General features: G+C 57.3%; 7 protein-coding genes. 1 reads left to right on the forward strand and 6 read right to left on the reverse strand.

The features are described 5' to 3' along the window. The first annotated feature begins 64 nt into the window (after positions 1-64). The gene (locus HGI30_RS13505; protein WP_168908034.1) at positions 65-766 is read left to right on the forward strand and encodes a TraR/DksA C4-type zinc finger protein; all 702 of its coding nucleotides are present in this window, start codon (positions 65-67) and stop codon (positions 764-766) included. A 9-nt stretch (positions 767-775) separates the two neighbouring features. Here the strand turns inward: HGI30_RS13505 and HGI30_RS13510 are convergent, their stop codons facing one another. From HGI30_RS13510 to HGI30_RS13535, 6 genes are all read right to left on the reverse strand, one after another. Next, the gene (locus HGI30_RS13510; protein ID WP_168908035.1) at positions 776-1,105 is read right to left on the reverse strand and encodes a DUF5665 domain-containing protein; all 330 of its coding nucleotides are present in this window, start codon (positions 1,103-1,105) and stop codon (positions 776-778) included. A 197-nt stretch (positions 1,106-1,302) separates the two neighbouring features. After that, a complete protein-coding gene (ileS, locus tag HGI30_RS13515; RefSeq protein WP_168908036.1) occupies positions 1,303-4,407 on the reverse strand; it encodes an isoleucine--tRNA ligase in 3,105 nt (1,034 codons plus the stop codon). A gap of 539 nt (positions 4,408-4,946) precedes the next feature. Continuing rightward, entirely contained in the window at positions 4,947-10,277 is a 5,331-nt protein-coding gene (locus tag HGI30_RS13520; protein ID WP_168908037.1) for a PKD domain-containing protein, read from the reverse strand. Between the two features lie 768 nt (positions 10,278-11,045). Beyond that, complete coding sequence (locus HGI30_RS13525) at positions 11,046-12,056, reverse strand: stalk domain-containing protein (RefSeq protein WP_168908038.1); 1,011 nt, start codon at positions 12,054-12,056, stop codon at positions 11,046-11,048. A 240-nt stretch (positions 12,057-12,296) separates the two neighbouring features. Further along, on the reverse strand, positions 12,297-12,794 hold the full coding sequence (locus HGI30_RS13530; protein WP_028596996.1) for a DivIVA domain-containing protein: 498 nt from the start codon (positions 12,792-12,794) through the stop codon (positions 12,297-12,299). Positions 12,795-13,037: 243 nt separating this feature from the next. Next, the gene (locus tag HGI30_RS13535; protein ID WP_168908039.1) at positions 13,038-13,817 is read right to left on the reverse strand and encodes a YlmH family RNA-binding protein; all 780 of its coding nucleotides are present in this window, start codon (positions 13,815-13,817) and stop codon (positions 13,038-13,040) included. Positions 13,818-13,819: the final 2 nt, after the last annotated feature.

Raw genomic sequence — 13,819 nt, forward strand, 5'->3', positions numbered from 1 at the left:
CACACTAACATCAGCAATCCCAGTTCCCTCGCAGCCTGCACGGCTGCCGAAAGGTGTGTGCGACATGACTCATTCTTCCGCTTTTATCGGCCGGATGAAGCAAAGACTGCTCCGGCAGCGCGAGGAGCTGATCCGGCGCGACGTGGAGTCCGATCACGACGGCCTGCAGGAGTCGCTGCGCGACGAGACCGGCGAGCTCAGCACGATCGACAATCATCCCGCCGACGTGGCGACGGAAATGTTCGAGCGCGGCAAGGACATCGCGCTCCAGGAGCAGATGGACCTGCACCGCGAGCGGATCGATGCCGCTCTCGCCGCTATCGTGGACGGCAGCTACGGCCGCTGCGCGGCCTGCGGCGAGGTTATTCCGGAGGGACGGCTGTCGGCTCTTCCCGATACGCTTTACTGCATCCAGCATTCGCCGCGCCAGCATACGTCCCACCGCCGCCCGGCCGAGGAAGCGGTGCTGAACCCGCCGTTCGGCGATTCCGACCGCGACGGCAAGGACGATCCCGGCTTCGACGGCGAGGATGCCTGGCAGACCGTCGAGCGCTGGGGGACGTCGACATCTCCCGCTATGGACGAGGTGCCGGGAGACAGCTATCAGAGCATCGGCATCGAGTCCGAGGAGAACGTCGGATATGTCGAGGACATCGAAAGCTTCCTTGCGACGGACATTACCGGCCGCCATGTGACCGTCGTGCGCAACCGGGAGTACAAGCATTACATGGACAGCGGCCAGGGAGAAGAGCTGCCGTCCGACTGAAGCGGCGCCTCAATACTGCTTGCCCTCCAGCTGGATCTGCACGATGCGCACGAGGTCGGCGATGTAGTCGCCGATGATCGGCAGGTTGAGCTGTCCGAGCGCCTGCAGCAGGTAGAGGATCGCCGTCGTGAAGAACGCGATGCCGATCGCGTAGCCGACGCCCCGCGAGACGCCCGCGACCAGATTCCGCCGGATCAGCTTCCAGGGCCGGTTGAGCAGGTCGACGTACTCCGCCATCTGGGACCGCTCCAGATCGGCGGCGATTTTCTCCAGACGGTCTTGAAGCAGGCTGATCCGCTCCTGCTCGCTCGCTTTGTTCCTCCGATGGTCTTCGCCCATGCCGTTCCTCCTTCCGCTGCTGCCCGGCCGCTCGGGCCGGCGCATCGTGTCCCGGCTAGTATGTCCCGGAAAAAGCTGGGGAATTCGCGGCAAAAAGGCTCCTCTCTCCCCGTCCGTCCGGGAGAAAGGAGCCTTTTGTCTGCACGGCCTCAGCGGGCAAGCCGCCTTCGCGTCCGCTGCGTCCCGCGCGACTCGACTCAGCCGCGGATCAGCAGGCCGAGCGAGCGCTCGCCGAGCTGCACGCGCTCCATGCCGTCCTCGCGTCCGTAGCTGAGGCTGCTCAACAGCACGCTGCTCTGGAGCAGCTGGTCGTTCTCCTGCAGCGCCGCGGTCAATGCGTCGTCGGCGTCGAGCACGAGATCGATCCGCTTCTCGATCGGCAGGTCGAGCTTCTTGCGGGTATCCTGCACGGCGCGGATGACTTCGCGCACCAGGCCTTCCCGCTCGAGCTCCGGCGTGATGTCGGTATTGAGCGCCACGGTCACGCCGCCGCCGGATGCGGAGGCGAAGCCCGACTTGGCCTGCTTCTCCACAAGCAGCTCGTCGAGCGCCACCGTCACGTCCTCGCCGTCCGGCGACGTGAAGGCGAAGCTGCCGCCCGTCACGATCGCGCGCGCGCCGTCCGCGTTCAGTCCTTTGAGATAGCCCTGGATCGGACCGACGTTCTTGCCGAACTTCTTGCCCGCGACCTTGAGGTTCAGCTTGAGGGAGAAGTCGACGAAGCCGCTGTCGCTGTCCTCGACGCGGATCGCCTTGACGTTGATCTCGTCCTTGATGATCTCCTCATAGTCGGCGAGCGCGAATTCGCCGCTCAGCGAAACGATCAGCTCGGACAGCGGCTGGCGCGTCTTGATGCCGGTCTCGTTGCGCACGTTGCGCGCCAGCTCGACGATCGTGCGGGCCGTCTCCATGTCGCGCTCGAGCTCGGCGTCGATGGCCGATTCGTCGGCCGCCGGATAATCGGCGAGATGCACGCTCCCTTTGCCGCCCAGGTTGCCGTAGACGTCCTCCGCGAGCAGCGGCGCATAAGGCGCGATGAGGCGGGAGAGCGTCAGCAGCACGTCGCGCAGCGTCGCGTAGGCGTCCAGCTTGTCGTCCGTCAGGCCGCTGCCCCAGAAGCGGTCGCGCGAACGGCGGATGTACCAGTTGCTCAGCTCGTCGACGAACGCCTCGATCGCTTTGGCCGAGTTGAGGAAGTCCCAGCTCTCCAGGCCGGTCACGACCGTGCGCACCAAGGTGTTGAGGCGGGAGACGATCCAGCGGTCCAGCTTGGCTGCGGAAGCGCGCCCCTGATGCTGAGCCGGGTCGAACCCGTCGATGCCCGCGTACAGCGCGAAGAACGCATGCGTGTTCACGATCGTGTCGATGACCTTGGACTTCGCCTCGCCGACGATGCCGCGCGAGAACTTCTTGCTGTTCCACGGCGCGCTGTCCGCCAGCAGCGACCAACGGAACGCGTCCGTGCCGTACTCGTCGATGATTTCCCAAGGATCGATGACGTTGCCCTTCGACTTGCTCATCTTCTGGCCGTTCTCGTCCAGCACGTGCCCGGTCGAGATGACGGCCTTGTACGGCGCCTGGCCGTTGTACAGCGTCGATACCGCCAGCAGGCTGTAGAACCAGCCGCGCGTCTGGTCGATGCCCTCGCAAATGATGTCGGCCGGGTACTGCTCGGAGAAGCGGTCTTCATTCTCGAACGGATAGTGCTGCTGCGCGAACGGCATCGAGCCGCTGTCGAACCAGACGTCGATGACTTCCGGCGTCCGCGTCATGAGCGCGCCTTCGGCGAACGGGCTGCGCAGCTTCACTTCGTCGACATACGGCTTGTGCAGCTCGAAGTCCTCCGGCAGCTCCGTCACGGAGCGCTCGCGCAGGTCGGCCAGGCTGGACGGCGCGTACTCCTTGCCCGTCGCCTCGCACACCCATACGTTCAGCGGCGTACCCCAATAGCGGTTGCGGCTGATGTTCCAGTCGACGAGATCCTCCAGGAACTTGCCGAAGCGGCCCTCGCGGATATGGCCCGGGTACCAGTCGACGCCGCTGTTGTTCGCGATCAGCTGGTCCTTGACGGCGGTCGTCTCGATGAACCAGCTCTCCGTCGCGTAGTAGAGGAGCGGCGACTTGCAGCGCCAGCAGAACGGGTAGCTGTGCTCATACTTCTCTTTGGAGAAGAGCAGCCCTTTTTCGCTCAGCATCTTGACGATCTCGATGTCGACCTCGCCGTCCTTGACGAAGCGCCCGGCCAGATCCGTCACCTCGTCGATGTAGCGTCCCTGGCTGTTCACGACGGCGAGCAGGCTGATGCCGTGCTTGCGCGCGGCCTTGTAGTCGTCGTCCCCGTGCGCCGGGGAGATGTGGACCATGCCCGTGCCGCTCGCGTCGCTGACGAAGTCCGCGCCGACGACGATATGGCCTTTGTCGACCGGAACGTAGTTGAACGGAGCGCGGTAGGCGAGGCCGACGAGCTCGGCCCCCTTCACGCTGCCGACGAGTTCCGGCTTGTCGTCACCCTTGAACACGCTGTCTACGAGCGCTTCGGCGACGAAGTACACTTCGCCGTCCTTCTTCGCCTTGACATAAGTGAGCTCCGGATTGACCGCAATCGCGGTATTGGCCGGCAGCGTCCACGGCGTCGTCGTCCAGGCGAGCAGATGGCCTTCGCCGTTCTCCAGCGGGAACTTGACCGTGGCGCTGAGATCCTTGACGTCCTCGTAGCCTTGGGCGACCTCATGGGAGCTGAGCGTCGTCTGGCAGCACGGGCAGTACGGGCTGACGCGGTGGCCGCGGTACAGCAGCCCTTTCTGGTGAATCGTGGACAGGATGTGCCAGACGCTTTCGATGTAGCTGTTCTTGAGCGTGACGTACGGATCGTCCATGTCGGTCCAGTAGCCGATCGCCTCGGTCAGCTCGCGCCACTGACGCTCGTATTCGAACACGCTCGCCTTGCACTTCTTGACGAACGCCTCGACGCCGTAGTTCTCGATCTCCTGCTTGCCCGAGATGCCGAGCTCCTTTTCCACGCCGAGCTCGACCGGCAGGCCATGCGTATCCCAGCCCGCCTTGCGGACGACGCGGTAGCCGGACATCGTCTTGTAGCGACCGATGAAGTCCTTGATGACGCGCCCGAGCACATGCCCGATATGCGGCTTGCCGTTCGCCGTCGGCGGTCCTTCGTAGAACACGAAGTTCGGCTTGCCGGCGCGGTTCTCGATGGAAGCCTTGAACGTGTCCTCCGTCCTCCACTTGTCCAGCACGCGCAGCTCGCGCGCGCGGGCTTTTTCTTTCACGTCCACTTTTTGCATCGTTACACGCTCCTCTAGGAAAATAAGCTCTTGAAAAAGGAATCTCTCTGGAAAAACAAAAAAGCCCGCCCCTTGGAAAGGGACGAGCGTGAACTCGCGATACCACCCTGATTCGAACGCATCGGCGCCGGCCTGTCGTGGTGACAGCCGTCGGCGAGAGCGTTCCTCGGCAGCGGATCGAACCTGCGCAATCCGCGTTCCCGGTAACGGAGGACATCCGGCGCGGCTTACTGGGACCGTCCGGCACGGAGGCCGAAGCGGCCGATTCGGCGGCGCTTCTCGGAGAGGATGCACGTCTGGGTTCCGAACGCCGGCTTGCAGCTCTAGGCCGGCTCTCTGAGGATCTTTCCCGCAGGGCGCGTGTTCTCGTCAATGAAGTTGCTATGCTCATGGTCCGTCTATCATCGGCATTTCTATACTAGGTTATACCTCATTCCGGCAAAAGGTGTCAACCGTCCAGGCTCGGCAAGCCTGCGACCCGAGTCCCGCGCCGAGCTGCGAGGCCGGCGCCGGGCGCGCGGAAGAGGCTGGTCCGGATGCTATTGCTTGCGGTGCACGCCCGCGGCGCCGAGCGCCGAGCCGATGATGCGGATCGGCACGTCCGCCGTCTTGCGGGTGCCGTTGCGGTACAGCACCTCGAAGCGGATCGTATAGTCGCCTTTTGCCAATCCACCCTTGAGATCGATCCACCGCTCGTGATGCAGCTCGCCCGCATAATGCCGGTCCGCCGCCACCGGCTTCAAGATCGTGCGGGCGTCCAGCCCGCCTCCCGCCGTCAAGCTCGCCGTCACCTGCAGCACCGGAGCCGGGACGGGGTAGCCTTGAACGATCAGCTTTTCGCCGGCATAAAACTCCTTCGGATGCTGCGACGTCTCGTGGCCGAGCCGTTCGTGCACCGCCTGCCAGTCCGCTGTATGGCCGACATCCGCGCTCAGGCCGAGCGGCACGACGGAGATCGGCTTGACTGCCGATGCCTCCGCCTTGCCGTCGCTGACCGTCAGCGTCACCCGATAGACGCCGGGCAAGGACCTTTCGACGAACGGCGGAGACGCATGCACGCTCGTCCGGCCCGACGGGTCGAGAACGGTCCACTTCGCCGTCAGCGCGTCTCCGTCCGGATCGGACGAGCGGTCGAGCAGCTGTATCGGATCGCCTTCGTAGAGCGGCTTCGGCGTCCAGTCGAAGTCCGCGATCGGCGGGCGGTTCGTCTCGATGTAGAAGAACTTGGGGTCGCTATCTCCCCAGTCGTATCCATCAAAGACGCGAACCACGATATAGAGGTTCGTGTATTCCGGAAGATCGACAGTGGAAATGTAGCTTCCGTCTTTCCCGTTCTTAATGCCGGAATCATGCAGGATCGTTCCTCCATACTGGTAGATCTTCACCTGGTATTTGGCTTGCGGATCGCTGTCGGCATCGCCATAGGTCCATTTGAATTTCGGACGGAATTCGGTCAGCTTTTCCGGCCTCGCCTGATCTGCAGACGAGGGCACAAAGATAGTCGCTGTTGGAATTCGATTGACGACTTGAACCGTCTTTGAAACGGTGTCGATCTGACCGAGCTTGTCCTCCACCACCTGGCGAATCCGGAAGGTGCCCATCGTACTGAATGTCTTGGCCCAGGTCGTCCGGATCTGGCTAGCCATCATTTCGGTTCCGCCATCCAGATTACGGATGAAATAGTCGTGAAGCAGGTTTTGGCGGACTCCATCCTCTTTGTCCCACGCGGTCGAATCGATGCGGATTTCCTCGCCTCGATACGTCGTCGCGTGGCTCAGGTTGAAGCCGGCATGCGGAGGCTCGTCCGGCTGCGGTAGAGTGCCCACATAGACGGTCTTTTCGGTGTAGTCGCTCCATGCCTCATACTCGTCCTTTACCGCGAGGCCGACAGTATACTCTCCGATCTCATTCGGCGTCACCAGCTTGGATCGCACGAATTTGCCGGAGGGCGAGATGTAGTAGAACTTCTTTTCAAGCACGCCTTTGGTCCGGTAATAGTCGATGCCCGTCGCTTCGGTCGAGTAATGGCTGCTCGACAGGTACCGATCGGGGTCCCGGCTTCGATCCGTCCATAGGACCGTCCCGTTTGAAGCAAGAGAAACGTCGAAGTCAGAGATCGGCGGCCGGTGAATGATGACATCGCGTACCGATTCGTTGCTTTCCTTGCGGTACTCGTCAAAGTCCATCTTGGGATACAGATAATCGGAATGTGGATCATCCTTGGACTTGTAGCTGATCCGGTACAGCCCTACCTTGTCAATGACTGCGGCCGGAGAGGTGAGCCACTTTCCGCTCAAGGCAGAAGCCCCCGACTTCCCGTCCTGGGCATCGAGGAATTTCTGCGCCAGCTGGACGTACTTCCAGGACGTCAGATCCTTAATCAGCGGGTCGTTCTCCGTGTCCGTGTTCCGGATCGTATAGAGCAGCGGTCTCCCCACGAGGCCTACGCCATTCAGTATCGTCGCCGTACTGATCGGTGTCAGATCCGTATAGCTCGCCTGGTAAAATTCCGTTTTGGGAATCTCGGCGAACGGCCCGAATTTCCCTTCGGTGTAATAGGTCTCATTGATGTCGATGACAGGCGTGCCGTCCACATAGACCTTGATCTTCCCGTCGAGAACTTGAATCTTGAACGCATATTTCTGGGCCAGGTTAACCGGATAGGATGCGCTTTGAAGCACCTTCCTTGTTCCCCCGCCGACTCGAACGAGGCTGACGGAGCTATGGTTGACCTCGACGCGGTACATGTTCCGGTTGTCCTGCGCGTGGAACGAATAGCCCGAGTAGAGATACGGCGGAGCCGACATGTTGAGCTCCATTTTGAAGCTGTAGGAGACGTTCTTCATCCTCGTTTGTCCGAGTAGCTGGTTGTGAGAGGAGATATAACCTCCTTCCGGTCGGCTTTCTCGAGGCGCATACACTTCCGTTCGGCGATCGCTGGTTGCAACCGAAAAAGCTCCGTTATTGATCGGCATGGCGTAATCCCCTACGAATGCCAGCTGCGTAAGCGAGAAATCGGACGTGCTGATCTTGTATAGCGTACCCTGGTCTTGAAAAATGAAGTTGTTCTGATTATCGATTCGAATGTTGCTATAAATGAGTTTCAGTTGAGGGTATTCTCGGATGGTCGTTGCCGTTCCGTTATCCTGGATTCGAATCAGCCTCGCTCCTCGCTCGAAGTTATCCAGCAAGGCGTAGTTCGTATCTGCCACGTGCATGATGCGGCTCCCGTAGTCAAAGCTCGTGATTGGATCCGAGTAGGAGTAGGGATGTTTCCGATCATAGACACCCGTGTTGGTTACGACCCACTTCCCGTCGAAAGTGACGAAGATGCGATCGTACGATGGCACCCGGATAAGAGACTGATACGTATCCGTGTCGCTTTCCAGATTTCGGCTATAGTAGGCATGCGAGGAGCTGGAGAAGGTTGGATACGACGATGTGACATAGTTCATGTCTTTATCGACGCTCCCGGCGACAATGGATTCGGCTCCGAGAAGATAGTTATGCTCATACTCGGTGTTGTTGTACCACCGCTTTTCGCTTTTCCCTCCGTCCCAGGTGTACGAGGTTTTTAGTGGAGTTCCGTTGCTGCTGTTCTGGTACTCTGCATAGTAGTAGAGATGGTCGGAAAAGACTGTCGGCAAGCTGCCTGCATTCAAGTTCGGCGTCGTTCCCAAAACTGTAGGGTAATCGACCTTGAACCATTTGCCGTTGGCATAGATTTCTCCCCGTATGGCAAACGGAGTTCCGGCAGGATTGAGGAAGGAATCGGCGTAGTAGCTTCTAAGTTTTTTGTCATCGCCATGCAGCCGGGTGTGGACGATGCCCGTGTACAAGTCAACGGCGACGATTCCTTCTACTCCCGTTCGGCTGCCGATTTTCACCCCATCCCGATAAAATTCGTACAAATACTTGTACGTGTTTTTGTCATAGCTCGCGATGGCCGTGACGCCTCCAGATAATAGGGCTGACTGCATGTAGCCGGTGTAGTATCGATCTTCGATGGGATTGCTGCGCACGGTACGGGGATACCCGTCACTTCCAACCATGAAGAGCTCCGCCCGGTTGAACGTCGCCCATGGGGCAGCCAAAGCTCCATTCGCTGGATTATAGGCCCAGGAAGAGAGTTTCGTGTCGGCTCCAAAGTTGCTGTTGCCCCACTTGGTCCGATCCTCTGCCATCGTTTTCGCGCTGATCGGCACCGATACGAGCGGCTCAGGCTCCAAGCTTTCGGACGTGACGTCGAACGATACCTGCGGGGCATCGTTGATGACTTCAAAGTTAAAGTAGCCCGTGGCTTCCTTGCCGTAATCTTCTTTGACAAACACTTTGAATCGATACCGGCCGACTTTAGCCCCTTTGAAGTCAAACGTCTTGTCTGCTCCCATGGTGATGGCGACTTCGGGTTCCGAGTAGTTTCCGTCGTTATTCGCATCGTACCGATACGCGACTTGGTGTACCACGATGGCGTCTCCGTCCGGAGAGTAGCTGGTGTTTTTGAACGAGACGCTTGAATTCCGCAGAGCGGGACTCGGGAACTCAAGCTTCGGTACCGGAGGCATGTCTTCCAAGACGGTAAGCATCTTTTCAGCAGGTTGAAGCGACTTCAAGCCTAAGTTGTCATAGACATCCAGCTTGATCTTGTACTCGCCCGGCGTGTCGTAGATTTCTCTTACGCCAGACCACTCGTCCCGAGCATGGTCGATGGTCCTCCCTTTGATCGGACTGTAGCTATTATTGCCGTCAAACTTAGGGGAATAGGGCCGGTCTTCACGAATTTGTAATGGGCCATTGATGACCGGAATCGGATTCGGCGGCACGACATTGATGCTGGCGCATCCGCTGCCGGTAGCCCCCCACTGGTCACGGACGGTGGCGCAGATGGAGTAGAATCCATTCTGATCCATCGTGACGTTCGGGTACTCCCACATCATCGTTTCACCGCCGAATCGGTTCGGCAAATTCCGAATCCATTCACTGGTGCTTCCGGAGAAGTCGTAGCCTTCAAACGTCACGCTGTCCCCCTGGTCGGGATCCGAAAGGCTGAGCACGCTCAGGGTCAGGCGTTCATTCTGAGGCGTGGAGGAGACTGGTTTTGTCGGATCGCCGGAAGGGTCGATCCATCCGATTTTAAGGACCGGCGGGTTATTCTTGGCCGGCCCGGTAATGGTCAACGTCTTGGGGCCGACCTCAGCTTCCCCACAGCTGGTCTTGAGAATCATGTAGACCTGGAAAGTGCCGACACCTAGAAGGGACGGCCATTTCTCGAACGGATACGACGTCTCTGAGGAATAGTTGTAGTACGCCGGGCTTGTATACGTGAACATCCCTTGCTTAATCTCCCAGGTATGAGAAACATAAGTACATTTGTTGAGGACAAAGTCTTTCGGTTTCAAAGAAAAGGTGTCCCGATAAGCAATTTCCGGTTTTATGACGTCAAAATCGCCCGTGAAACTTTTAGACGCTTCCTCGTAGAAGAAGGAGAGGTATGCTTTAGGAACGGCTTTTGTCAAATGCACTTGTTGATCCGGCTTGCTCGTCGGGGTAGAGTCAAAAGCCGTATTCGAAAGATTAGATCCAACCAAGGTGCCGTAACTCGTCGTGGCAGGATACGTGTTCGAGTAAGGAAGCGGAGAAACTTCTAAGCTCTCCTCGTTTTTGGTGACGTAAGCTCCCGTCGGACCGGCTCGAACCATATGTCGGATGTTTACTTCGCCCGCTGCTGGATCTCCGCTTGACGTTTTTTTCTTGTAATAGAGGTTCAAGTTGTACGTGTCGAACAGTCCATTATACGTGAACTTGCTTGGACTGCCCGGCATGATTTCGCCTACAGGCGCATCACCCGTTGTACTTTTCTTGTTTCCCACGTATTCGTACTCTGCATGCGCCGGTGGACTTCCGGTAGGATATTGGTTTCCTACATTCATCCGATAACTTTGTGCAGGGAAGACATCATTGATTTTAGTTCCGTCCGTCAGATAATGATTGACGTTGACTTGTCCGTCGAGTTCGAACTCGAAGAGGACAGGGAAGAAGTACTTGTAGGCTTCGACTCCGTTACCACACGAAGCACAAGAGCCGTCCATTATTCTAGAATCGTAATGCTCTGGAGAGTCAAGATCGCCAATAACTATAAGGTCGAAAGTTACTGTAGAACTACCTATACCCTTAACATTTGTCCTAGAAGGTGTTCCACTTCTATCTTTCGTTACAGGGACATAACGAGAATAAAATGCCCAATTTCTTAAGTTGGGATCGTCTTTACTCCCGTTTTTAATATCCATACGAGAGTTATCGAAATAACTCGCATTTTCTCCCGAATACGCGAAAGGAAATACGTAGACAGCCTTTATTGAACGTCCGGGAAAGGAAAATTTATATACGTCACTAATTGTTCGATTCGTACCTCCCGGCTTATCCTGACCGTTCCATGTTCCTGCTGAATTAGACATAACTTCGTAAGAAAGGAACCCTACCCCATACCACTTATTCTTTTGAGCATTATATACAGGTTGAATATTAGCGCTACCGTCAATATCGGCGCTTACTATAGTGGGTGAGTATAACGGCAAAAGGTTTAATATAATTGCTACCACAATCAACTTTGACAGCCATTTCACCTTTTCCACCTCTATTTATTTCCAAGGATTGGCAATAACAAAAGCAGAGGTATTCATAGACATTTGAAAGAATACATATTCAGGATTTTTAACAGAGAAATCATTCCACGAGTAGTCCCCAACATTTAGTTTATCTGCGGAAGCCAGTTCTGGGAAATAAGCAACTACTGATTTGTCTCCAAGAGTTCGCATAGCTTTTACTTCTCCTCGGCTTCTACCTTTTTTCCCACTGTCCAAAAAAGAGAATATCATTGGAAAATTTCCGCGATATGTGGAATAAACCGCCAAAAATTTTTCCCCCTTCGTACTTACTGTCTTCTCCATTCTGAAATAAATCGTTCCACCTACGTTTACAGGAAGGTCTTTCTTCGACAATTTATAGATATCGACGTACTCGCCCTCTTTAAATGGATTCATAAACAGATAGGCTGATTTTTCAATGTACGCACTAAAGTCTTTTCCTTTGATTGGTGTACTGAGACTTTCCATCTTCGGGACATCCTTATTACCAATCCAAACAAACTGATTCGTGCTATCCCACTCTACCGCCTCCCCGAAGCTCTCCGAGATCGCCCGAATCGGGACCATCGTTGAGCCCGCAGAGATAAACGATGCCCCGATGCCTGACAGAGGTTTATCATTCACAACGACTCGCTTCGTTCCAATGGTAAGCTGAATCTTCCTGCCTTCCTTAGTGATGGTAACGTCTTTCCCCGAATAAGCCACCTTGGCTCCTAAGGTCTCCGATACGGCCCGGATCGGCACGAATACGGACCCGTCTTTGAGCTGCGCTTTGCCTCCAGGAGTCTCGATTTTTCTCGCGTTGTACAGCACCTCTACCTGCACCTTCGGCTTGATGACCGTATAGTCGAAGCCCGCGTAGGCACGATCAGCAAAGACGAACCCACTCCCGGCCAAGACAGACAAAGCAGCGACGCTTGAAACAGCTTTAAGTCCCGCTTTTTTTGTCCTCCCGGCCCGTTCAGTCCATCTTGCCTTTGCCATCCATGCTTTTGAGTTTTTCATCTTCTCCCACTCACCTTTCTCTGCTAGTTTCTATATGCGGTCGGCTTGCTTGCCGCTTGGAAAATCATTTGGGCTTCAAAAGCTTGTGTATTCCCTTCGCTCCTCCTCCTTTATCGGCAGATCGGAGAACCATGGACACGACTTCAAGGAAATCAAATCCAGAAAAAAGGCAAAAAACACCCGTCCGCGTCTTGCTTGTGCGAACGGGTGCTTCCCGTAGCTGCTCCTATGCAGTTGAACTCAGCGACTCGAATGCTCGATCGACAACGTGCTCGACGCGCTCTCCAGCTTGTCCCAGCCGTCCTGGGACAGCAGCTCCAGCTGCGCCTCGACGAGCGTGCGGAACCGCGTCCGATAAATGGACGCCTGCTTCTTGAGCTCCTCGACCTCGAGGCTCACCTTGCGCGACTTCATAAGCGAATCGTTGACGATGCGGTCCGCATTCTTCTCCGCTTCTTTGATGATGAGCTGGGCTTCCTTCTTGGCATTGCCCTTGACCTCGTCGGCCGCTTCCTGCGCCACGATGATCGTCTTGCTGAGCGTTTCTTCGATATTCGCGAAATGGTTCAGCTTTTCCTGCAGGTTGAGGATCTGGTTTTGCAGGTCCTTGTTCTCCCGGATCAGCGCCTCGTAATCCTTGATGACCTGATCGAGGAACTCGTTGACCTCGTCCTCGTCATACCCGCGAAGTCTCCGGCCGAACTCCTTGTTATGTATGTCCAATGGCGTCAGCGGCATTGGGGCACCTCCTGCTTGGTTGGATTCCTGATGTCTGGGCCGTCCATGGTGTGGCTTATTGATTTCGACAGGTAAAGGCATATTCCTGCAAAATTCACATGCCGCGAAAAAAAAGACGTCACTTCTACTATCGGCAGAAGACGCCATTTTCAACAGAGCCTTCATCCTGTAAAAAAAAGGATGACTCCCGCCTTGGATCGGAGCGGCGGGGTCATCGACACGCCAGTTTGGCGCCGTTTGCTGCTAGACGTATTTGCCCGCGCGCACGCGAATGCGGCCTTTCTTGGTGACGCCGTCGACCTCGAGCAGCTTGAACCGCCCCAGCCCCTGGATGGAGACGACGTCCCCTTCGCGCAGCGGCTTGGACGGGTCCTCCTCGGTGCGCCAGTTCACGCGGCATCGTCCCGCGCGGATCGGATCGACGATCTTGCTCCGGCTGATCCGATAGACGTCGCTGGCGATGCCGTCAAGCCGCAGCGAGGCGACGGTGAACGTCAGCTCGTCCATCTCCACGGCGACGGGCCGCAGCGACTCCAGCGGCTTGGCGGCAGTAAGCACGTTCACCCGGTGGACCTGGCGCAGATGGACGTTGAGAAAGTCCGCGATGTCCGCGGCCACGAGCAGCTGCGCGCCCTCCTCGCCCACGTGGATGTCGCCGATCCGGTCTCGCTTGATGCCGAGGCCAAGCACCGCGCCGAGGTAATCGCCGTGGTCGAGCTCCAGCCGCCCGCCGGAAGGAGCCTCGATATCCAGCACGACGATGGCGATGTCTTCCGCCTCCAGATAACGATACTCGGGAGCGATGAGCGCGCGACGGCGCTCCGCGCCCTCATAGCCGCCGTCGAGACGGATCGTCACCGCGGGCTCGCGATTGGCGAGCGACTGCAGGATGCTCTGCTGGCGCGGATCCAAAAAATCGGTCCGCTTGAGCTCATGAAGCTCCGCGGACCGCTCGATCCATTCCAGCACGCGGTCCACGAAGGGACGCTCTTCCGGAAGGAAATGATCGTAGAAACCGGACATGA

It is taken from the genome of Paenibacillus albicereus (assembly GCF_012676905.1).
Lineage (GTDB): Bacteria > Bacillota > Bacilli > Paenibacillales > Paenibacillaceae > Paenibacillus_O > Paenibacillus_O albicereus.

What these genes read in the sequence shown, in the direction of transcription:
- ileS (WP_168908036.1), bottom strand. Translation starts at nt 4,407, where the DNA reads ATGCAAAAAGTGGACGTGAAAGAAAAAGCCCGCGCGCGCGAGCTGCGC.
- HGI30_RS13505 (WP_168908034.1), top strand. Translation starts at nt 65, where the DNA reads ATGACTCATTCTTCCGCTTTTATCGGCCGGATGAAGCAAAGACTGCTC.
- HGI30_RS13530 (WP_028596996.1), bottom strand. Translation starts at nt 12,794, where the DNA reads ATGCCGCTGACGCCATTGGACATACATAACAAGGAGTTCGGCCGGAGA.
- HGI30_RS13510 (WP_168908035.1), bottom strand. Translation starts at nt 1,105, where the DNA reads ATGGGCGAAGACCATCGGAGGAACAAAGCGAGCGAGCAGGAGCGGATC.
- HGI30_RS13525 (WP_168908038.1), bottom strand. Translation starts at nt 12,056, where the DNA reads ATGAAAAACTCAAAAGCATGGATGGCAAAGGCAAGATGGACTGAACGG.
- HGI30_RS13535 (WP_168908039.1), bottom strand. Translation starts at nt 13,817, where the DNA reads ATGTCCGGTTTCTACGATCATTTCCTTCCGGAAGAGCGTCCCTTCGTG.